We start from the raw sequence: 21,537 nt of genomic DNA, 5'->3' as shown, positions 1-21,537 counted from the left end.
GGCCCGGTCCGGCTAGCGCATCGAGTACCGAACCGGAAGGCGCTTGAGGCCGCCGACAAACGTGGTCGCCGACAGTTCGGGCGTGCCGGCGAACTCGATGGACTCCAGGCGCGGCACCAGTTCGGTGAACAGGCTGTTGAGCTCCAGACGGGCCAGAGCCGCGCCCAGGCAGAAGTGAACGCCGTAGCCGAACGACAGGTGCTTGTTGGGGTCGCGGCCGATGTCGAACGTGAAGGGGTTGTCGAAGATGTCCTCGTCGCGGTTGGCCGAGACGTAGGACAGCAGGACCGACTCGCCCCCGGGAATCGGCACGCCGCGCACCTCGGTGTCGCGGGTGGCGGTGCGCATGAACTGCTTGACCGGCGTGGACCAGCGGATCATCTCCTCGACAGCCAGCGGTATCAGGCTCATGTCGTTCTGGAGACGCTCGAGCTGATCCTGGTGCTCGACCAGCGCGCACAGGCCGCCCGAGATGGCGTCCTTGGTGGTGTCGTGGCCGGCGCTGGCGACGATGACGTAGTAGGACAGCGTGTCCATGTCGGACATGAGTTCGCCGTTGATACGGCCGTTGGCGATGGCCGAGGCCAAGTCCCCGGTGGGGTTGGCCCGCCGCGAGGCCGTAAGGGCGGAGAAGTAATTGAAGAAATCCAGCAGCACGGCCATGATCTCGTCTGCGCCGCCCTGGCCGCGCTGGTGCTCGGCGTCCTCGCCACCGAACATCTCCTGTGTCAGCTTGAGCATGCGCGGGAAGTCCTCCTCGGGCAGGCCCAGCAGTGACAGGATCACGTACAGCGGAAAGTTGATGGCGATCTCGGTGACGAAGTCGCACTCCGGGCCGATCTCGGCCATCCGGTCGACGTAGCGTTTGGCCAGTTCGTCGACGCGGACCTTGAGGTCGCGCATGGCCTTGGGGCGGAACCAGTCCGCGCCGATCTTGCGGATGTCCCGGTGGTGCGGGTCGTCCATGTGGATCAGCGTGCGCAGTCCGATGCCGGCCTCCTGGTCGGCCTTGACCCGGTCCTCGACCTTGGCCTGTAGCAGCATGGGACGCGGTTCACTGACCCAGAGTTCGTTGTCGCGCTCGATGTCCATGATGTCGGCGTGCTTGGTGACTGCCCAGAACGGCCGGTACGGCGGGGCGTCCACCCACGACACCGGCTGGTTGGCGCGCAGCCAGGCCAGTGAGCTGTGCAGGCGCTCGTTATCGGTGTAGGCCTGAGGGTCGGCGAGTACTCGGCCGTGCTCGCTGGTGTTGCGGTGGGTGGTCAGCGCGCTCACTGGGGACTCCTCGCGGTCGTCGAAAACTTGACGGGTGTCAAGTCGCAGTATGGACCAGACTGTGGCATGGGTGAACATCGGGGCATCCGGGGACTTTGGTACCCAGGGTGGTTGGCCGCCTCTCCCGTCAGACGGCGCTCAGAACCACTCCGGACGCATATCCAGGGTCGTACGGTCCAGGCTCTCCAGCAGGTCCAGCTGCGGTCCGGTCTTGGGCAACTCGTATCGGAAGAAGTAGCGCGCAGCCTGGCGTTTGCCGTCGAAGAAGTCTCCGGTGCGTCCGTCTGCGGCAATCAACTGCTCCAGCCAGATCCAGGCGATCACCACATGGCCGAAGGCCTCCAGGTAGATCGCGCTGTTGGCCAGTGCGGCGTCGATGTCACCGGCGGCGAACATCCCCGCAGTGACGGCCACCAGGCGCTGGACCACGGCGTCGAGTCGTGCTGCCAATTCGGCCAGTTCGCCGCCGGCCCGATGCGCGGCCGCGATGCTCTCGCTCATCGTCCGCTGTAGTGCGGCCAGACTGGCCCCATTGCGCTGCACCACCTTGCGGCCCAACAAGTCCAGACTCTGGATGCCGTGGGTGCCCTCGTGGATCGGGTTGAGCCGGTTGTCCCGGTAGTGCTGTTCCACGTCGTACTCGCGGGTGTAGCCGTAGCCGCCGTGTACCTGGATGGCCAGATCATTGGCGGCCAAACACCACTGCGAAGGCCAGCTCTTGGCAATCGGGGTGAGGATGTCCAGCAGGGCGGTGGCGTGCTCGCGTTCCTCGTCGGATTGGGCCGTGTGCTGAATGTCGACGAGCCGCGCGCAATACAGCGCCAACGCCAGCGCCCCCTCGACATACGACTTCTGCGCCAGCAGCATCCGCTTGACGTCCGCGTGCTCGATGATCGCAACCTGCGGCGCCGCAGGGTCTTTCGTCGTCGCCGGTCGGCCTTGTGGCCGGGTGCGCGCGTACTCCAGCGACTTCAGGTAGCCGGTGTAACCGAGCGCGATCGCACCCATGCCCACACCCAAGCGCGCTTCGTTCATCATGTGGAACATGTAGTTCAACCCGCGGTGCTCGTCGCCCACGAGATAACCGACGGCACCCGGTTCGCCGCCGGGCTGGTGGACGCCCTCACCGAAGTTGAGCACGGTGTTGGTGATGCCGCGATAGCCCATCTTATGGTTGAGCCCGGCCAGGACGACGTCGTTGCGCTCACTGAGCGTGCCATCGGGATTCACCAGATACTTCGGCACGATGAACAGTGAGATCCCCTTGGTGCCGGCCGGACCGCCGGGGATCTTGGCCAGCACCAGATGGACGATGTTGTCGGTCAGTTCGTGCTCGCCGCCGGAGATCCACATTTTGGATCCGAACAGTCGGAAGGTGCCGTCGGCGCGCCGCTCCGCTCGGGTGGTGATGTCGGCCAGCGACGATCCGGCCTGAGTCTCCGACAGGCACATCGTCCCGGTGAAACGGCCGGCGAGCATGGGTTTGACGAAGGCGGCGATCTGCTCTTCGGTACCGAATTTGGCGAGCAGGTTCAGGTTCGCCATGGTCAACATCGGGTAGCCCGCGGTGCTGACGTTGGCAGCCATCAGCCACACGAAGCCGGCCTGGGCCACGGTCGCCGGAAGCTGCGCGCCGCCGAGGCTGTAGTCCATGGCCATGCCCATCAGCTCGGCGTCGGCGCAGGCTGCCAGTGCCTCCTTGACCTCACCGATGATGGTGACTTTCGTCCCGTCGAAGGTGGGCTCGTTCGCGTCGCTCTTTTTGTTGTGCGGGGCGAAATAGCGGGTTGCCAGCTGTTCGCACAGATCCAGGGTGTCGGAGAAGGTCTCCCGGGAGTGCTCGGAAAACCGGTCCCGTCCGGTCAGTTCCTCGACGCGCAGCCAGTCGAACAGCAGGAAGTCGAGGTCTTGCCGGGACAGCAGGGTGGACTTCATCTGGCGAACCTTTCACTGGAGCCCGAGCAGCGCGTTCTCGACGACCTCGGGCAGTGCCGGGTGGATCCAGTATTGACCGCGGGCCATCTCCGGCGCGGTGAGACCGAAACTCATCGCCTGAATCAGCGGTTGGATGATTGATGACGCCTGGTAGCCCATGATGTGCGCGCCCAACAGTCGTCCGGTGCCGCGTTCGGCGATGAGCTTGGCAAGTCCGGTGCTGTCTTCCATGGCCCAGCCGTAGGCGACGTCACCGTAGTCCTGGATCTTCACCGAGATATCGAGACCCTTTGCCAGCGCTTGGGTTTCGGTCAGCCCCACGGAGGCGATCTGTGGATCGGTGAAAACCGCGGCGGGCACATAACGGTGGTCGGTGACCCGCATCGAGTCCACGTCGTCCCAGTCGCACAGCAGGTTGTGTTGCACCACCCTGGCTTCGTGGTTGGCGACATGCTTGAGCTCATAGGGCGAGGACACGTCACCGAGCGCGAAAACCCCGCGCGCCGAGGTTCGTTGGTACTTGTCCACGCTTACCCGCCCGCCGGCGACGAGGACACCGGCCTGCTCGGCGTCCAACAGGTCGCCGTTGGGCACTCGTCCGGTAGCCACCAGCATCGCGCCGGCCTGCAGCACCGAGCCGTCGTCAAGCTCCACGACGACACCGGTCCCATCGTTGCGGGCGGCGACCACGTTGCAGTGCGTGCGCAGATCCCACTTGGCCGCGGCGATCCGGGTGAACCGTTCTGCCACCGTCTCGTCGCAGTGCCGCAGCAAGGTCGAGCCACGAATCACCACCGTGACCCGGACGCCCAAGGCGGAGAACACGTGGGCGAACTCGGCGGCGATGAAGCCACCGCCGACGATCACCAAATGCTCGGGCAGCTCGGCGATCCGCATGATGTCGTCGCTGGTGTAGTAGTGCGCCCCGCTGTCGGCGATGGCGGGCGGGATAGCCGAGCGCGACCCTGCCGCGATCACCACCTGCTCGGCGCTGACCTGTTCACCGCCCGCGGTGACTAAGAGGTATCGGCCGTCGGAGCCGACCGGCCCGAACCGGGTGTGGTCGCCGTAGACGTCGACGTTGGGCAGGCTGCGGCGATACTGCTCGCCGCCGGCGGCGATCGGGTCGATCCGCCCGAACACCCGCGAGACGATATCGTCCCAGCGCACACCGTCGATGTGAGCATCGATCCCGTAGCGGGACGCTTCGGCCACCGTCTTGGCTACCTCGGCGGCGTAGACGAACATCTTGGTGGGGATGCAGCCCACATTGAGGCAGGTGCCGCCGAAAGTGCCCTGTTCGCAGATCGCCACCCGCTTGTCCGCGTAGCGCTCGTCGAGAATGCTGTTGCCCGAACCGGTTCCGATGATCGCCAGGTCGTAGCTCTCCATTGCGTCAGCCTAAACGGTGGGCGGGGCCGAAGGTCACCGCCATCCTGGCCGAGGGGATCGCAAGCGCGGCGGAGCCGGGCGCCGCCGTCCTGGATAGGCTGATGTCGTGGCCCCATCGGTTCAGACCGAGATGACCGACGTAGCGCTGATCGGCGCGGGCATCATGAGCGCCACCTTGGGGGCGATACTGCGCCGGCTGGAACCGGGTGCCGCGATCACCGTCGTCGAACGGTTGGATTCCGCGGCCGGCGAGAGCAGCGATCCGTGGAACAACGCCGGCACCGGCCACGCCGGGCTGTGCGAGCTGTTTTACACACCGCAGCGGCCCGACGGCTCGATCGACACCGCCAAAGCCGTGCGGGTCAACGAGCAGTTCCAGGTGACCCGGCAGTTCTGGGCCTACGCCGTGGAGAACGGACTGCTGGAGGATCCGCGCGACTTCGTGCACCCGGTCCCGCACGTCAGCTTCGTCCACGGGGCCGACGGGGTGGACTACCTGCGTCGGCGTCATCGTGCGCTGGCCGACAACCCGTTGTTCGCCGGAACCGACTTCATCACCGACTTCGGCGAGTTCGCCGCGCGGCTACCCGCGATGGCCGCCGGAAGAGACCCCAACGTTCCGGTGGCCCTGGACTGGGCGCGGCACGGCACCGACGTCGACTTCGGCGCGCTGACCGGTCAGCTGATCGGCTACGGTGTGCGGCACGGCACCGCGGTGCTCTTCGGCCACGAGGTGCGCTCGCTACGCCGGGAGCCCGATGGCAGCTGGACGTTGACTCTGGTCAACCGCAGAATCGGCGAAACCCGAAGACTCAATGCCAAATTCGTGTTCATCGGAGCCGGGGGAGCGACCCTGGGCCTGCTGCAGCGCGCGGGAATCCCCGAAGCGCGGGGCTTCGGCGGCTTCCCGATCGGCGGAGTGTTCCTGCGCTGCGGGGCCACCGAGCTCACCGCCGCGCACCGCGCCAAGGTGTACGGGGCTCCGGTGCCGGGCGCGCCGTCGACGACCGCCCCGCACCTGGACGCCCGACTGGTCAACGGTGCGTCGTGGCTACTGTTCGGACCGTTTGCCGGATGGTCGCCGAAGTTCCTCAAGCACGGCCGCGCCACCGACCTGCCGCGATCGGTCCGCTTCGACAACGTGCGGTCACTGCTGGGCGCCGGGATCCGGGAGCGCGAATTGGTCGGCTACCTGCTCGGCCAACTGCGGCGAACCCACGGCTCCCGCATCGAGGGACTACGGGAGTTCCTTCCGGCCGCGGATGACGCGGACTGGCACGAGATCCGGGCCGGCCAGCGGGTGCAGGTCATCCGCGGCGGACAGCTCGATTTCGACACCACGATCGTCAGCGCCGGCGACGGCAGCATCGCGGGACTGCTCGGTGCCTCGCCCGGGGCATCGACCGCGGTGCCGGCCATGCTGGAGGTGCTGGCGCGCTGCTTCGCCGGGAGGTTCGCCGACTGGCTGCCGGCGCTCAAAGAGATGGTGCCCTCGCTGGGTGCGCGACTGTCTGACGAGCCGGTGTTGTTCGAGCAGGTGTGGGAGTGGGGCAGCCAAAAGCTGCAACTCAGCTGACGGTCGCGCCGGGGCTGATGGTGGCGACCCGTTGCGCCCGGCTTCGCCGCGCTGACGGTCGCACGGGGCTGATGGTGGCGACCCGTTGCGCCCGGCTTCGCCGCGCTGACGGTCGCGCCGGGGCTGATGGTGGCGACCCGTTGCGCCCGGCTTCGCCGCGCTGACGGCCGCACGGGGCTGATGGTGGCGACCCGTTGCGCCCGGCTTCGCCGCGCTGACGGTCGCCACTAGAGTTATCGGGTGACCGAGAATCCCTACCTAGCCGGTTTACGGCTGGCCGGCCGCAAGGTTGTTGTCGTGGGCGCGGGAAGCGTCGCGCAGCGGCGTCTTCCGCTGTTGGTGGACAGTGGCGCGCAGGTGCTGGTGATCGCACCCAGCGCCACCCCGGCGGTCGAAGCGCTGGGCGAGCGTAAGCCGGGCATCACATTGGTCTCGCGCACCTATCGCGACGGGGATCTGGCCGATGCCTGGTACGCGATCGCGGCCACCGACGACCCGGAGGTCAACGCCGCCATCGTGGCTGAGGCGGACCGTCGCCAGATCTTCTGTGTGCGTGCCGATCTGGCCGTCGAGGGATCCGCGGTCACCCCGGCCACCTTCGCTTACTCCGGGCTGTCGGTGGGCGTGCTGGCCGGCGGCGAGCACAACCGGTCGGCGGCGATCCGCTCGGCGATCCGGGAGGCCCTGCAGAACGGCACCATCACCGTGGACGCAGAGGCGACCCCCGATGTGGTGCGTGGCGGTGTGGCGCTGGTGGGTGGCGGGCCGGGCGACCCAGAACTGATCACGGTGCGTGGCCGTCGCATGCTTGCGCACGCCGATGTCGTGGTGGCCGACCGGCTCGCGCCGCCGGAGCTGCTCGCCGAACTGCCCCCGACCGTCGAAGTCGTCGACGCCGCCAAGATCCCCTATGGGCGGGCCATGGCCCAGGACGCCATCAACGCCCTGATGATCGAACGTGCCAAGGCCGGCAAGTTCGTGGTGCGCCTCAAGGGCGGCGACCCGTTCGTGTTCGCCCGCGGCTATGAAGAGGTGCTGGCCTGTGCCGACGCCGGGATTCCGGTGACGGTTGTGCCGGGTGTGACCAGTGCCATAGCGGTCCCGGCCCTGGCCGGGGTACCGGTCACCCATCGGGCCGTGAACCACGAATTTGTGGTGGTCAGCGGGCACGTCGCACCCGACGATCCTGAATCGTTAGTGAATTGGGACGCCCTGGCCGCAATGCGCGGAACGATCGTGTTGCTGATGGCTGTCGAACGCATCGAGCAATTCAGCGCCGTGCTGCAAAAAGGCGGTCGACCTGCGAATACGCCGGTTCTGGTAGTGCAACACGGCACCACGCCGGCCCAGCACACGCTGCGAGCGACCCTGGCCGACGCGCCCGAGAAAATCCGCGCGGAGGGCATCCGACCTCCCGCGATCGTGATTATCGGCGACGTCGCAGGTCTCGGGGTTTAAACAGCTCTTAATATTACTGTAGGGTAGCCGGTTATGACTGCACTCGATGATGCAGGGCGGGCGAGCGCGCAGTGGTCCGAAGGTGCGACCGGGGCGGTTCCCCCTGGACGTAGCGGCTCCGATCTCGTGAGCTGGACCAGCAAATATGTGTCGTCCTGGCTGCCGTCTCGTCGCTTTATCTACGCCGTGATCGCCATCGGTGGCATGCAGCTGCTGGCCACCATGGACAGCACTGTCGCAATCGTTGCGCTTCCCAAGATCCAGGACGACCTGGGCTTGTCCGACGCGGGTCGCGGCTGGGTGATCAGTGCCTACGTCCTGACCTTCGGCGGCCTGATGCTGCTGGGCGGGCGACTCGGCGACACCATCGGCCGCAAGCGCACCTTCATCAGCGGGGTCGCGCTGTTCACCATCGCGTCGGTGCTCTGTGCCGTGGCCTGGGATGCGCCTACCTTGGTGATCGCGCGACTCCTGCAGGGTGTCGGCTCAGCCATCGCCTCACCGACGGCGTTGGCGCTCATTGCCACCACGTTCCCCAAGGGGCCGGCCCGCAATGCCGCCACCGCGATATTCGGAGCCATGACCGCCGTCGGCTCGGTGATGGGCCTGGTGGTCGGCGGCGCGCTGACCGAGGTGTCATGGCGGCTGGCGTTCGGGATCAACGTGCCCATCGGCCTGCTGATGGTCTACCTGGCCCGCACCGCGCTGACCGAGACCCACCGGGAGCGCATGAAGCTGGATGCCGCCGGCGCGCTGCTGGCGACGCTGGGCTGCACGGCCGCGGTGTTTGCCTTCACGATTGGCCCGGAGAAGGGCTGGATCTCGGTCATCACCATCGGCTCGGGTGTGGTCGCGGTCTTGGCGCTGCTGGCGTTCGCTGTGGTGGAGCGCACCGCCGAGAATCCGGTCGTGCCGTTCAGCCTGTTCAAGGACCGCAACCGGCTGCTGACCTTCGCGGCGATCTTCCTCGCCGGCGGCGTGCTGTTCACCTTGACCGTGACCATCGGTCTGTACGTGCAGGATCTGATGGGTTATTCGGCCTTGCGTGCCGGCGTGGGATTTATCCCGTTCGTCATCGGGCTGGGTGTCGGCCTGGGCCTGTCGTCCCAGCTGGTGCGCCGGTTCCCGCCCCGGGTGCTGGTGATCTCCGGCGGCGTCGTATTGCTGGGCGCGATGATCTACGGCTCGACGATCAACCGCAACCTCCCGTACTTCCCGAACTTCGTCACGTTGATCGTGCTCGGTGGGCTCGGTATCGGCGTGATCGTGGTGCCGCTGACCCTGTCGGCGATCGCCGGCGTGGGCTTCGACCAGATCGGCCCGACTTCGGCGATCGCACTGATGCTGCAGAACCTGGGCGGGCCGATGGTTCTGGCGGTCATCCAGGCCGTCATCACGTCGCGCACCCTGTACCTCGGCGGCACCAACATGCCGGTCAAGACCATGAATCCCGCGCAGATCGCCGCGTTGGATTCCGCCTACACCTATGGGCTGCTGTGGATTGCCGCGGTGGCGGTCCTGGTCGGTGGGATCTCCTTGCTGATCGGTTACACCGCCAAGCAGGTCGCGCATGCCCAGGACGTGCAGGACGCGTTCGGCGCCCTGTAACTTCGCCCGGAGGTCACGTCGGCGGGGCCGTCGGTGGCTAAGCTGACCTGCTATGGCCGCGCCGGGGGAATCCCAGTCGGCCGGCCGGTCGTTGTCGTCGAGCGTGCTCGGTATCGCCATCGTGGCGATCACCGGTATGCAACTGATGTCGACGCTGGACGGCACCATCGTCGTGGTGGCGCTGCCGCGGATGCAGGCCGACCTTGATCTGTCCGACGCTGCCAAGAGCTGGGTCATCACCGCCTACGTGTTGACCTTCGGCGGCTTGTTGCTACTCGGCGGCCGAGTGGGCGACGCCATCGGACGGAAGCGGGCGTTCGTCTCCGGGGTCGGGGTGTTCACTATCGCCTCGCTGGTCTGCGGGGTGGCTACCGACTCTGCCACCTTGATCGCCGCCCGGGCGGTCCAGGGCATTGGGGCCGCCATAGCCGCACCGACCGGCCTGGCGCTCATCGCGACGACCTACGCGCCCGGTCAGGCCCGGAACCGGGCGATGGCGGTGTCGGCCGCCATGCAGGGCATCGGCTCGGTCATGGGCCTGGTGCTCGGTGGTGCCCTCACGGTCATCTCGTGGCGGCTGGCGTTTTTGATCAACATCCCGATCGGGATCGTCATCGTGACGATAGCGGTGTCGCGGTTGACCGAAACCAACGCCGAACGGCTCCGGCTGGACCTCACCGGGGCACTGCTGGCCACCGGCGCGTGCACCGCGGCGGTGCTGGTCTTCACCCAGGGCCCGCCCCAGGGCTGGGTGAGCCCGTGGGTGATCGGCGCTGGCGCCGCCGCGGCGCTGTTCCTACTGGCCTTTCTGCTCGTCGAACGCAACGCCGCCAACCCACTGGTACCGGCAGCGGTGTTCGACAACCCCAGCCGGGTCGCCACCTTCACGGCGTACTTCATCGCAGGCGGCGTGATGCTCACGGTGAGCGTGATGATCGGACTACTGGTTCAAGACGTGCTGGGCTACTCGGCCCTGCGCGCCGGTATCTGCTTTATCCCGTTTGCGGTGGCAATGGGTGTCGGCAACTTGTTGACCAGTTGGGCGGCCGCGCTGATCGCGCCGCGCTGGCTCATCATCGGCGCCGGCAGCCTGGTCTGGGCCGCCATGCTGTTCGGGTCGACGCTGGACCGTGGCGTGCCGTACGTCCCCGACCTGGTGATACTGTTCGTGGTGGGTGGCTTCGGCATCGGCGTGATCTCGGTGGTGCTGCCGCTGTGTGCGGTGGCCGACGTCGGCCCACGCGAGATCGGCCCGGTCTCGGCGGTCACGTTGATGGTCTACAACCTGGGCGGCCCGGTGGTCCTGGTGATCATCCAGGCCGTGCAGACCTCGCGAACGCTGTACCTGGGCGGCACCACCGGCCCGGTGAAGAACATGACCGACAGCCAACTGGATGCGCTCGGCCACGGCTACACCTATTCACTGCTGTGGGTTGCCGCGCTTGCCGTGCTGGTGGGTGCGGCGGCACTGTTCATCGGGTTCTCGGCCGACCAGATCGCCCGCGCCCAGCACACCCTGGAGGCGATGGAGGCTGGGCAGCTGTAGGGGCGCCGGGCAGGTCCGCGCCTCCTCGCGGCTGAAGATAGGCTCTCGGCCTGTGATCACCCGGATGTCCGAACTGTTCCTGCGCACCCTGCGCGACGACCCCGCCGATGCCGAAGTCCCCAGCCACAAGCTGCTGATCCGGGCCGGTTACATCCGGCCGATCGCGCCCGGTCTGTACAGCTGGCTGCCGCTCGGTCTGCGGGTGCTGCGCAACATCGAGCGGGTGGTCCGCGAAGAGATGAACGCCATCGGCGGCCAGGAGATCCTGTTCCCGGCGCTGCTGCCGCGCGCACCGTACGAGACCACCAACCGCTGGACCGAGTACGGCGACGGACTGTTCCGGCTCAAGGACCGCCGCGACAACGACTACCTGCTGGGCCCCACCCACGAGGAACTGTTCACCCTGACTGTCAAGGGGGAGTACAGCTCCTACAAGGACTTCCCGGTGGTGCTGTATCAGATCCAGACCAAGTACCGCGATGAGGCGCGGCCCCGGGCCGGCATCCTGCGCGGCCGCGAATTCGTCATGAAGGACTCGTACTCCTTCGATGTCGACGACGCCGGTCTGGCCACCGCCTATGACGCGCACCGGGTGGCTTATCAGAAGATCTTCGATCGGCTCGGCGTGCGGTATGTGATCGTCTCCGCGGTCTCGGGCGCCATGGGTGGGTCGGCCTCCGAGGAGTTCCTCGCCGAGAGCGCAGTCGGTGAAGACACCTTCGTGCGCTGCCTCGAGTCCGGCTACGCCGCCAACGTCGAAGCCGTGACCACCGCCCGCCCCGAGCCGCAACCGGTGGACGGCTTGGCGGAACCGCAGATTCACGACACCGGTGACACCCCGACGATCGCCACCCTGGTGGACTGGGCCAACGGCGCACTGGACCGTACTGTCACCGCCGCCGACACCCTCAAGAACGTCCTGCTCAAGGTCCGCCAGCCCGACGGCGAGTGGGAGCTGCTGGGCATCGGGGTGCCGGGCGACCGCGAGATCGACGAGAAGCGTCTCGGCGCGGCGCTCGAACCGGCCGAATACGCCCTGCTCGGAGACGGTGATTTCGTCAAGCACCCGTTCCTGGTGAAGGGCTACATCGGCCCGAAGGCACTGCAGGACAATGGCGTCCGCTACCTAGTGGACCCCCGTGTGGTGGATGGCACCAGCTGGATCACCGGAGCCGACGCACCCGGCAAACACGTCGTGGGGCTGGTCGCCGGGCGCGATTTCCATGCCGACGGCACCATTGAGGCGGCCGAGGTCCGCGACGGGGACCCGTCACCGGATGGGGCCGGCCCGCTGGTCAGCGCCCGGGGCATCGAGATCGCCCACATCTTCCAGCTCGGCCGCAAGTACACCGACGCGTTTGCCGTCGACGTCCTCGGCGAGGATGGCCGTCCGGTGCGGCTCACCATGGGCTCCTACGGCGTCGGCGTCTCCCGGCTGGTAGCTGTCATCGCCGAACAGCAGCACGACGAGCTGGGCTTGCGGTGGCCGTCGCAGGTCGCTCCCTTCGACGTACACGTGGTTGTTGCCAACAAGGACGAGGCCGCGCGCGCCGGCGCGACCGAGCTGGCCGCCGAACTGGACCGGCTTGGTCTGGAGGTGCTCTTCGACGACCGGAAAGCCTCGCCGGGGGTGAAGTTCAAGGATTCCGAGCTGATCGGGATGCCATGGATCGTCGTGCTGGGCCGCGGCTGGGCTGACGGCGTTGTCGAACTGCGCGACCGCTTCTCCGGGCAGACCCGCGAGCTGGCCGTCGGGGCGGAGTTGGCCGGGCAGATCGTGGCCGCGGTCCGCGCCGAAGACGGTTAACCCGACGGCTGGCTGCGCATGGTGCCGCGCGCAACGCGGGTCGAGGTCAGTCTCGCTCAGTCCTGGCCGCCCGGGAAGGCCTGGGTGATCGGCCAGTTGCCCGCCGCGCGGTTCCAGTGCGCGGCCAGCACGGCGCTTTGGCCGAGCGCGGTCGCCGCGAACTCCCGGTCGGTGGCCTCGCTGGCCTGCTCGACGACCGCGCGCCAGGCCGCCGCCGTGTCGTATTCCATCCGGACCGCCAACCGCAGGGCCTCGTTGGACGTGGTCACCGGCAGGGGCAACTGATACCCGGCCGCGGCGGGCGGGACGGCGACCGAGCGGCTGGTCAGGATCGCGATGGTGCGGTCCCGGCGTTCACGGTGCTGACGGATGGTGGTGACCACCAGGGCGTTGAATTCCGGCAGCGAGTACGCCGACACCAGTCCGTAGCCGTAGACGACGCCGTATTCGGTGGCCAGGGCATCAATGAGGGCCGCGTCGGGGCCCGACGCCGGGCGGGGTTGCGGAGATGTCATGCCTGCGGCACCAGGGCTACTGCGTAGGAAGCCGTGCACGCTGCGGCGATGGAGGCCAGCAGTCCGGCCCGGTAACCCGACGAGGCGACCGCCAGCTTCCCGGCGCTGTCGGCGGCGGCCCGCAACGCGTTGACCACCTGCGAGACCGGTGGAGCGGGCCCGTCCGGCGCGGCACCGGGGGTGGTGGTTTCGGCCTCGTCCGCCGGTGTCTTCCCGGCGGCGCGGGCGATCTCGGCTGCCAGTGCCCGGGCGTGCTCGGTTCGCTCCCGCGCCACCTGATCCAGTGCTGCGGCCACCGCCTTGGACTCCGGGTCGACCAGTGCCGCGGCGGCTGCGGCGGCCAGCTCACTGTCGCGCATTGCCAGTTGGCGTTGCGCTTCCAGGTCGTCGACGGCGGGGGTGGTTGGAGCCGAGCTGCAGGCCGGCGCGGCAAGGGCCAGCAGGGCGAGCATCCCGGCGCCGGTGAGCACGCGCCGTCGGTCGATGGCGGACAGGGGGCCGGGCACCCTGACATCCTGCCATTGCGGCTGCGCGGTAGGGACGCGACGTGGCCGCGAGCGTGCCAAGGTACGCTGACGGGCGCTTTTGCCGGTTTGCTGTGGCTGTGTTTCCCACGGCGTATCGTTGATAACTGGTTCCCGGCCGCGCCTGGCGCGTGGGAACGCGCCGACTGAACAACTCAAGATGAGGAGCTCGCCGTGGCCACCGGGCTACCTTCCCAGACTCAGGTGATCGAGCTGCTCGATGCTGAGTTCACCCGCGCCGGATTCGAGATCGAGGACGTCGTGGTCGACGATCAGGACGCACTGCCGCGAATCACCGTGGTAGCCGACGGCGACACCCCACTGGATCTGGACACCGCCGCGGCGTTGGCCCGCTCGGCGTCGGAGTTGCTCGACACCCTGGAATTCGACAGTCAATACGTGCTGGAGGTCAGCTCGCCCGGCGTGGGCCGGCCGCTGACCTCCGCGAAACATTTTCGGCGTGCGCACGGTCGCAAAGTTGAGTTGACGCTGTCCGACGGGTCGGGGCTGACCGGTCGAGTGGGCGTCGTCGACGACGACGTCGTGACGCTGGTGGTGCGTGCCGGGCGGGACTGGAATCGTCGCCGGCTGCCGCTGAGCGAGATCAGCCGAGCCGTGGTGCAAGTCGAATTCTCGCCGCCGGGCGAACGTGAGTTGGAGCTGGCGGGCATCAAGGCCCCTGCGGGGGAAACGGAGGCCGGAGCATGAACTGCGCCGGCGACGATGCGGTGGGGACACCCCAAGCCGGTCAGCGGCTAGGAGGTCGTAGCTACGGAGAGGAGTGGCGCCAATGAACATCGATATGGCCGCGCTGCACGCTATCGAGGCAGACAAGGGCATTTCGGTTGACGTGGTCGTGGACACGATCAAATCGGCGTTGCTCACCGCGTACCGCCACACCGAAGGTCATCAGGCTGACGCGGTGATCGATGTCGACCGGAAGACCGGCGTGGTGCGGGTGATGGCACGCGAGACCGATGACGACGGCAACGTGATCAGCGAATACGACGACACTCCCGAGGGTTTCGGGCGTATCGCGGCGACCACGGCCCGTCAGGTGATCCTGCAGCGGCTGCGGGACGCCGAAAACGAGAAGGCCTACGGCGAATTCTCGGCGCGGGAGGGCGACATCGTCGCCGGAGTCGTCCAGCGCGACGCCCGGGAGAACGCGCGCGGTGTCATCGTGGTGCGACTCGGTACCGAGGCCAAGGGCTTCGACGGTGTCATCCGCCCTGCAGAACAGGCACCCGGTGAGGCCTATGAGCACGGCGACCGGCTGCGCTGCTACGTGATCGGTGTGACTCGGGGCCTGCGCGAACCGCGGATCGAGCTGTCGCGGACCCACCCAAACCTGGTGCGCAAGCTGTTCGCCTTGGAGGTCCCCGAGATCGCCGACGGATCGGTGGAGATCGTCGCGGTCGCCCGCGAGGCAGGCCACCGATCCAAGATCGCGGTGGCCTCGCAGATTCCCGGACTCAACGCCAAGGGCGCCTGCATCGGCCCGATGGGCCAGCGGGTGCGCAACGTGATGAGCGAACTGGCCGGCGAGAAGATCGACATCATCGACTACGACGAGGACCCGGCGCGCTTCGTGGGCAACGCGTTGTCACCGGCCAAGGTGGTGTCGGTGACCGTGATCGACCAGGCCGCCCGGGCCGCGCGCGTGGTGGTGCCGGACTTCCAGCTGTCATTGGCCATCGGCAAGGAAGGCCAGAACGCCCGGTTGGCGGCCCGGCTCACCGGCTGGCGCATCGATATCCGCAGCGACGTCCCGGAGCCCGGCGCCAATGGCGCTGAGCGTGAGGCCGGCCAGGGCGTGCCGCACGAAGCCTGAGCGGAACGCGACCAGCGCGCCGCCGGATTCAGGTGGTTCGGGTCATCGCCGTTGTATGGGTAGACTGAGCCGTGATCCAGCGCGAGACTTCGACAACCGCCTCGCGGACGCACCGTTCCCCAGATGGACCGGTGCGCACGTGTGTCGGATGCCGGAAACGTGCGTTGACCGTCGAATTGCTTCGGGTGGTCGCGGTGTCAACGGAGAACGGCAACGGCGCCGTGATTATTGACCGCGCGGGCAACCAGCCGGGGCGGGGTGCGTGGTTGCATCCCGCATCGGAGTGCCTGCACGCGGCGATTCGAAGACGGGCATTCGTGCGCGCGCTGCGGATCAGCGGTTCTCCGGATGTATCCGGGGTGGAGGAGTGCTTCGAAGGATTCGAAGGTCCGCTCACCGCCCCGGGCAACAGAACAGGTAGCGAAGAACATGAGCACACCGTGAAGTCCCGATGACCATGCGTCATAGCTAAACCCGAGGCGCGGCCCACCACCGCTGTCGCCTCATAGACAGGAGATGTAGTGGCAAAGGCCCGCGTACACGAGTTGGCCAAGGAACTCGGTGTCACCAGCAAGGAAGTTCTCGCCCGCCTGAGCGAGCAGGGCGAATTCGTAAAATCGGCATCCTCAACCGTGGAAGCCCCCGTCGCGCGGCGCCTGCGCGAGTCCTTCGGCGGCGGCAAGCCCGCGCCCAAGGCCGAAGCGGCCGCAGCCCCAGCGCCCGCCAAGACCGCTCCGGCCCCGGCGGCGACTCCGGGACCGGCCAAGCCGGCACCGGCCCCGGCGGCTGACGGTGAGGCCGCCAAGCCCGCCGCGCCCGCGGCCGCCAAGCCGGCAGCCCCGGCAGCTCCAGCGGCTCCGCCCGCGCCCGCGGCAGAGACCCCGCCGCCGGCAGCTGCAGCACCCTCCCCGGCGGCTCCGCCCGCGCCCGGCCCCCGGCCGGCAGCACCGGGCCCCAAGCCCGGCGCCCGCACCCCGCGCGTCGGAAACAACCCGTTCTCCTCGGCGCAGCCCGTCGAGCGCGCCATCCCGCGTCCGCACCCGCAGGCGCCCCGCCCGGGTGGAGCGCCCAGGCCCGGCATGCCGCGGCCCGGCGGCGGCGCGACACCGGGCAACATGCCCGGACGCTCCAGCAACTTCGGCGCACAGGGTCGTCCGGCGCGTCCCGGCGGTCCGCCGCGTCCCGGCGGCGGTGGCCGGCCCGGTGCCCCCGGCGGTCGTCCGGGCGGTCCCGGTGGCGGTCCCGGTGGTAACTACCGCGGCGGCGGGGCCGGCGGTCCCGGTGGCGGAGGTGGCCCCGCAGGCGCCGGCGCCGGCGGTTTTCGGGGTCGTCCCGGCGGTGGTGGCGGCGGCGGTCGTCCCGGCCAGCGCGGTGGCGCGGCCGGTGCCTTCGGCCGCCCCGGCGGTGCACCCAAGCGAGGCCGCAAGTCGAAGCGGGCGAAACGCGCCGAGTACGAGAACATGCAGGCCCCGGTCGTCGGTGGTGTGCGGTTGCCGCACGGCAACGGTGAGACCATCCGGCTGGCCCGCGGCGCATCGCTGAGCGATTTCGCCGAGAAGATCGACGCCAATCCGGCTGCCCTGGTGCAGGCGCTGTTCAACCTCGGTGAGATGGTCACCGCCACCCAGTCGGTCGGTGACGAGACGCTCGAGCTGCTGGGCAGCGAGATGAACTTCGTGGTCCAGGTGGTCTCGCCCGAAGACGAGGACCGCGAGCTGCTGGAGTCGTTCGATCTGACCTACGGCGAGGACGAGGGCGGCGAAGACGACCTACAGAGCAGGCCGCCGGTGGTGACCGTCATGGGTCACGTCGACCACGGCAAGACCCGACTGCTGGACACCATCCGCAAGGCCAACGTCCGCGAGGGCGAGGCCGGCGGCATCACCCAGCACATCGGTGCCTACCAGGTCTCGGTCGACTTCGACGGCTCCGAGCGTCTGATCACGTTCATCGACACCCCCGGTCACGAGGCGTTCACCGCCATGCGTGCCCGTGGCGCCAAGGCCACCGACATCGCGATCCTGGTGGTGGCCGCCGACGACGGTGTGATGCCCCAGACGGTGGAGGCCATCAACCACGCCCAGGCCGCTGACGTACCGATCGTGGTGGCGGTCAACAAGATCGACAAAGAAGGTGCCGACCCGGCCAAGATCCGGGGGCAGCTCACCGAGTATGGGCTGGTTGCCGAGGACTTCGGCGGCGACACCATGTTCGTCGACATCTCCGCCAAGCAGGGCACCAACATCGCGGCCCTGGAGGAGGCGGTGCTGTTGACCGCTGACGCCGCCCTGGACCTGCGGGCCAACCCCGACATGGAGGCTCAGGGTGTCGCGATCGAGGCTCACCTCGACCGCGGCCGCGGCCCGGTGGCCACCGTGCTGATCCAGCGCGGAACGCTGCGGGTCGGCGACTCGATCGTCGCCGGCGACGCCTACGGCCGGGTGCGGCGCATGGTCGACGAGCACGGCGACGACGTCGACGAGGCGTTGCCGTCGCGGCCCGTCCAGGTCATCGGGTTCACCTCGGTGCCGGGCGCCGGCGACAACCTGCTGGTGGTCGACGAGGACCGCATCGCTCGCCAGATCGCCGACAAGCGCAGCGCGCGTAAGCGCAATGCGCTGGCGGCGCGCTCGCGCAAGCGGATCTCGCTGGAGGACCTGGACTCGGCGCTGAAGGAAACCAGCCAGCTGAACCTGATCCTCAAGGGCGACAACGCCGGTACCGTCGAGGCCCTGGAAGAGGCCTTGATGGGAATCCAGATCGACGACGAGGTGCAGCTGCGGGTCATCGACCGCGGTGTCGGTGGCATCACCGAGACCAACGTCAACCTGGCATCGGCGTCGGACGCGATCATCATCGGGTTCAACGTGCGGGCGGAGGGCAAGGCTACCGAGCTGGCCAACCGCGAAGGTGTGGAGATCCGGTACTACTCGGTCATCTACCAGGCCATCGAAGAGATCGAAAGCGCGCTCAAGGGCATGCTCAAGCCGATCTACGAGGAGAAGGAGCTGGGGCGGGCCGAGATTCGCGCCATGTTCCGCTCCTCCAAGGTGGGCAACATCGCGGGCTGTCTGGTCACCTCCGGTCTTATGCGTCGCAACGCCAAGGCGCGGCTGCTGCGTGACAACGTGGTGATCGCCGAGACCGTCACTATCTCCTCGCTGCGGCGGGAGAAGGACGATGTCACCGAGGTCCGCGACGGCTACGAGTGTGGTCTGACGCTGACCTACAACGACATCAAGGAAGGCGATGTCATCCAGGCCTACGAGCTCGTCGAGAAGGCGCGGACGTAGTGGCTGACCCGGCACGGGCACGCCGGCTGGCCAAGCGGATCTCCACGATCGTCGCCTCGGCGATCGAGTATGAGATCAAGGATCCGCGGCTGGCCGGCGTGACGATCACCGACGCGAAGGTGACCGCTGACTTACATGACGCGACCCTGTACTACACGGTGCTGGGTCGGTCCCTGGACGAGGATCCCGACTACGGCGGTGCCGCTGCCGCGTTGGAGGGCGCCAAGGGGGTGCTGCGTTCCAAGGTGGGCGCAGGCACCGGGGTTCGGTTCACCCCGACCCTGACGTTCGTGCGGGACACCGTGCCCGATGCCGCCCATCGGATGTCGGAATTGCTGGCCGCAGCGCAGGCCGCCGACGCCGACCTGGCCCGGATACGGGAGGGCAAGCAGCCGGTCGGAGACCCCAACCCGTATCGCGAGGCACCTGGACAAGCAGGTGCCGATGACAGCGGTGACGGTGAGCAGTCGGGCGACTGACCCGCTGCCCACGGGCCGGCGGGTCGACGCCGCCGGGGCCGTGGAACTGCTGGCGGGTGCGAGCACGCTGGCGGTGATCTGTCATGTGCATCCCGACGCCGACACCATCGGTGCGGGGCTGGCGCTGGCCTCGGTCCTGCGACGGCGCGGCAAGGCGGTCGAGGTCGGTTTCGCCCGGCCCGCGGCGTTGCCGCAGTCGCTGCAGTCGTTGCCGTGTGGCGAGTTGCTGGTCGGTGCCGACGTGATGTGCCGCGACGTCGATCTGGTGGTGACCGTCGATGTCTCGAGCGCGGATCGGCTCGGGGAGTTGGGGCAGCTGGCCGTGGGACGGGAGCTGCTGGTCATCGACCATCACGCGTCCAATAAGTTGTTCGGCACCGCCAATTTCGTTGACGCATCAGCGGATTCGACCACCATGATGGTGGCTGACCTGATCGATGCCTGGGGCGAGCCGATCGATGCGGACGTGGCGCACTGCCTGTATGCGGGGCTGATCACCGACACCGGGTCGTTCCGGTGGGCCAGTCCCCGCGCGCATCGGCTGGCGGCGCGGCTGGTGGAGGCCGGAGTCGACAATGCGGCGGTCGCCCGGACCGTGATGGACACCCACCCGTTCAGCTGGCTGACGATGCTGTCGCGGGTGCTGTCCGGTGCGCGACTGCTGCCGGGCGCGGCGGGCGGGCGCGGGCTGGTCTATGCGGTGGTCGACCATGCCGAGTGGACTGCGGCGCGGCCCGAGGAGGTGGAGAGCATCGTCGACATCGTGCGCACCGCCGCGCAAGCCGAGGTGGCGGCCGTGCTCAAGGAGACCGCGCCGGGATGCTGGGCGGTGTCGATGCGCGCCAAGTCCGCGGTGGACCTGAGTGCCGTGGCTGTGGCATTCGGCGGCGGCGGGCACCGGCTGGCCGCCGGATACACGGTCAGCGGCACGGCGGCAGACGTGGTTGCCGCCCTGGTTGCCGGCCTTGGCTGACGAATCCGGCGCCGGAACCAAACGGATCGCGGCACTGGCCCTGCCCGCGCTGGTGGTGTTGGCCGCCGAACCGCTGTACCTGTTGTTCGACACCGCTGTCGTCGGCCGCCTCGGTGCCCTGGGCCTGGCTGGTCTGGCGATAGGCGGGATGATCCTGAGTCTGGTCGCCTCGCAGGCCACCTTCCTGTCCTACGGAACGACGGCGCGATCGTCGCGGCACTTCGGTGCCGGCGATCGTCCCGCCGCGGTCGCCGAGGGGGTACAGGCCACCTGGCTGGCCCTTGGCCTGGGGGCGCTGATCATCGTAGTGATCCAGGTCGCGGCGGTGCCGCTGGTCTCGGCTGTCGCCGGGCGTGACGCGATCGCCCAGGCCGCCTTGCCGTGGCTGCGAATTGCGATCCTTGGCGCACCGGCGATTCTGGTGTCGCTGGCCGGAAACGGATGGCTGCGTGGTGTGCAGGACATGGCGAGACCCCCGCGCTATGTGATTGCGGGCTTTGCGGTTTCGGCGCTGCTGTGCCCGCTGCTGGTCTTCGGCTGGCTGGGCATGCCGTGCTGGGGTCTGGCCGGCTCAGCGGTGGCCAACTGTGCGGGCCAGTGGATTGCTGCGCTGTTGTTCCTGCGGGCCCTGCACCGCGAACCGGTGCCATGCAAGCTTGATGGCGGCGTGCTACGGGCGCAACTGGTCATGGGACGCGATCTCATCGCACGATCGCTGGCATTCCAGGCCAGCTTTCTGTCGGCCGCCGCGGTCGCGGCGCGATTCGGGGCCGCAGCGTTGGCTGCCCATCAGATCGTGTTGCAGCTGTTCAACTTCCTGGCGTTGGCCCTTGATTCGCTGGCGATCGCCGCGCAGGCCTTGGTGGGCGCGGCGCTGGGTGCATCCGATGCCCGACACGCCAAGACGGTGGCCGTCCGCGTCACGCTGTTCTCCGTGGCCGCTGCCTCCGTGCTGGCAGGGTTACTGGCCCTCGGGGCGCGCGTCCTGCCCGGATTGTTCACCAACGATGATGCGGTGCTGGCCGCGGTCGGGGTGCCGTGGTGGTTTCTGGTGGCCCAATTGCCCATTGCAGGAATTGTTTTCGCCCTCGATGGCGTGTTGTTGGGGGCGGGCGACACGGCATTCATGCGCACCGCCACGGTGATCAGCGCGCTGGTCGGTTTCCTGCCGCTGGTGTGGCTGTCGTTGGCCTTCGGCTGGGGGCTTGCCGGAATCTGGTCGGGGCTGACGGCTTCTCTGGTGCTGCGGTTGCTGTTCGTCGGGTGGCGAGCGCTTTCCGGGCGCTGGGTGCGGGCCGGACGGCCGTAGGATCGGTTGC

Annotated in this window: 17 protein-coding genes; 12 read left to right on the top strand and 5 right to left on the bottom strand. The window is 68.2% G+C overall.

The window, feature by feature from the left end:
- Positions 1-12 precede the first annotated feature (12 nt).
- The 3 genes from N416_RS0116350 to mtr all read right to left on the bottom strand — a co-directional run bounded on the left by N416_RS0116350 (position 13) and on the right by mtr (position 4,605).
- Positions 13-1,278 (bottom strand): cytochrome P450, encoded by a 1,266-nt coding sequence (locus tag N416_RS0116350; RefSeq protein WP_024443181.1) that lies wholly within the window; start codon positions 1,276-1,278, stop codon positions 13-15.
- Positions 1,279-1,416: 138 nt separating this feature from the next.
- Positions 1,417-3,213, bottom strand: a complete 1,797-nt coding sequence (locus tag N416_RS0116345; RefSeq protein ID WP_024443180.1) for an acyl-CoA dehydrogenase — start codon at positions 3,211-3,213, stop codon at positions 1,417-1,419.
- A 12-nt stretch (positions 3,214-3,225) separates the two neighbouring features.
- Positions 3,226-4,605 (bottom strand): mycothione reductase, encoded by a 1,380-nt coding sequence (mtr, locus tag N416_RS0116340; RefSeq protein ID WP_024443179.1) that lies wholly within the window; start codon positions 4,603-4,605, stop codon positions 3,226-3,228.
- A 130-nt stretch (positions 4,606-4,735) separates the two neighbouring features.
- Between mtr and mqo the strand changes: the two genes are divergently transcribed.
- From mqo to N416_RS0116315, 5 genes are all read left to right on the top strand, one after another.
- Positions 4,736-6,181, top strand: a complete 1,446-nt coding sequence (mqo, locus tag N416_RS0116335; protein ID WP_036458306.1) for a malate dehydrogenase (quinone) — start codon at positions 4,736-4,738, stop codon at positions 6,179-6,181.
- Between the two features lie 240 nt (positions 6,182-6,421).
- The gene (gene cobA / locus N416_RS0116330) at positions 6,422-7,639 is read left to right on the top strand and encodes a uroporphyrinogen-III C-methyltransferase (RefSeq protein WP_024443177.1); all 1,218 of its coding nucleotides are present in this window, start codon (positions 6,422-6,424) and stop codon (positions 7,637-7,639) included.
- Positions 7,640-7,843: 204 nt separating this feature from the next.
- On the top strand, positions 7,844-9,247 hold the full coding sequence (locus N416_RS0116325) for an MFS transporter (RefSeq protein WP_369797610.1): 1,404 nt from the start codon (positions 7,844-7,846) through the stop codon (positions 9,245-9,247).
- A gap of 52 nt (positions 9,248-9,299) precedes the next feature.
- Entirely contained in the window at positions 9,300-10,793 is a 1,494-nt protein-coding gene (locus N416_RS0116320) for an MFS transporter (protein ID WP_024443175.1), read from the top strand.
- 52 nt (positions 10,794-10,845) lie between these two features.
- Positions 10,846-12,600, top strand: coding sequence for a proline--tRNA ligase (locus N416_RS0116315; RefSeq protein WP_024443174.1), 1,755 nt, complete (start codon positions 10,846-10,848; stop codon positions 12,598-12,600).
- 56 nt (positions 12,601-12,656) lie between these two features.
- Here the strand turns inward: N416_RS0116315 and N416_RS0116310 are convergent, their stop codons facing one another.
- Positions 12,657-13,115, bottom strand: a complete 459-nt coding sequence (locus N416_RS0116310; protein ID WP_024443173.1) for a ferritin-like domain-containing protein — start codon at positions 13,113-13,115, stop codon at positions 12,657-12,659.
- Complete coding sequence (locus tag N416_RS0116305) at positions 13,112-13,567, bottom strand: hypothetical protein (RefSeq protein WP_369797609.1); 456 nt, start codon at positions 13,565-13,567, stop codon at positions 13,112-13,114. Before N416_RS0116305 ends, N416_RS0116310 begins: the two co-directional genes overlap by 4 nt.
- A gap of 246 nt (positions 13,568-13,813) precedes the next feature.
- Between N416_RS0116305 and rimP the strand changes: the two genes are divergently transcribed.
- The 7 genes from rimP (at position 13,814) to N416_RS0116270 (ending at position 21,527) form a co-directional block, all read left to right on the top strand.
- Positions 13,814-14,347 (top strand): ribosome maturation factor RimP, encoded by a 534-nt coding sequence (rimP, locus tag N416_RS0116300; RefSeq protein ID WP_024443171.1) that lies wholly within the window; start codon positions 13,814-13,816, stop codon positions 14,345-14,347.
- 82 nt (positions 14,348-14,429) lie between these two features.
- A complete protein-coding gene (gene nusA / locus N416_RS0116295) occupies positions 14,430-15,473 on the top strand; it encodes a transcription termination factor NusA (protein ID WP_024443170.1) in 1,044 nt (347 codons plus the stop codon).
- Between the two features lie 164 nt (positions 15,474-15,637).
- Positions 15,638-15,928 (top strand): YlxR family protein, encoded by a 291-nt coding sequence (locus N416_RS0116290; protein ID WP_369797607.1) that lies wholly within the window; start codon positions 15,638-15,640, stop codon positions 15,926-15,928.
- A 66-nt stretch (positions 15,929-15,994) separates the two neighbouring features.
- The gene (gene infB / locus N416_RS0116285) at positions 15,995-18,766 is read left to right on the top strand and encodes a translation initiation factor IF-2 (protein WP_024443168.1); all 2,772 of its coding nucleotides are present in this window, start codon (positions 15,995-15,997) and stop codon (positions 18,764-18,766) included.
- Positions 18,766-19,245, top strand: coding sequence for a 30S ribosome-binding factor RbfA (gene rbfA / locus N416_RS0116280; protein ID WP_024443167.1), 480 nt, complete (start codon positions 18,766-18,768; stop codon positions 19,243-19,245). The genes infB and rbfA overlap by 1 nt, the downstream gene beginning before the upstream one ends.
- Positions 19,211-20,218 (top strand): bifunctional oligoribonuclease/PAP phosphatase NrnA, encoded by a 1,008-nt coding sequence (locus N416_RS0116275; RefSeq protein ID WP_051190292.1) that lies wholly within the window; start codon positions 19,211-19,213, stop codon positions 20,216-20,218. Before rbfA ends, N416_RS0116275 begins: the two co-directional genes overlap by 35 nt.
- Positions 20,211-21,527, top strand: a complete 1,317-nt coding sequence (locus N416_RS0116270; protein ID WP_024443165.1) for an MATE family efflux transporter — start codon at positions 20,211-20,213, stop codon at positions 21,525-21,527. Before N416_RS0116275 ends, N416_RS0116270 begins: the two co-directional genes overlap by 8 nt.
- Positions 21,528-21,537: the final 10 nt, after the last annotated feature.

The organism is Mycobacterium sp. UM_WGJ, from assembly GCF_000455125.1.
In the GTDB taxonomy this organism is placed as follows: domain Bacteria; phylum Actinomycetota; class Actinomycetes; order Mycobacteriales; family Mycobacteriaceae; genus Mycobacterium.
The sequence above is the reverse complement of the archived record's forward strand: the minus strand, read 5'-3'. Positions and strand labels throughout refer to the sequence as shown.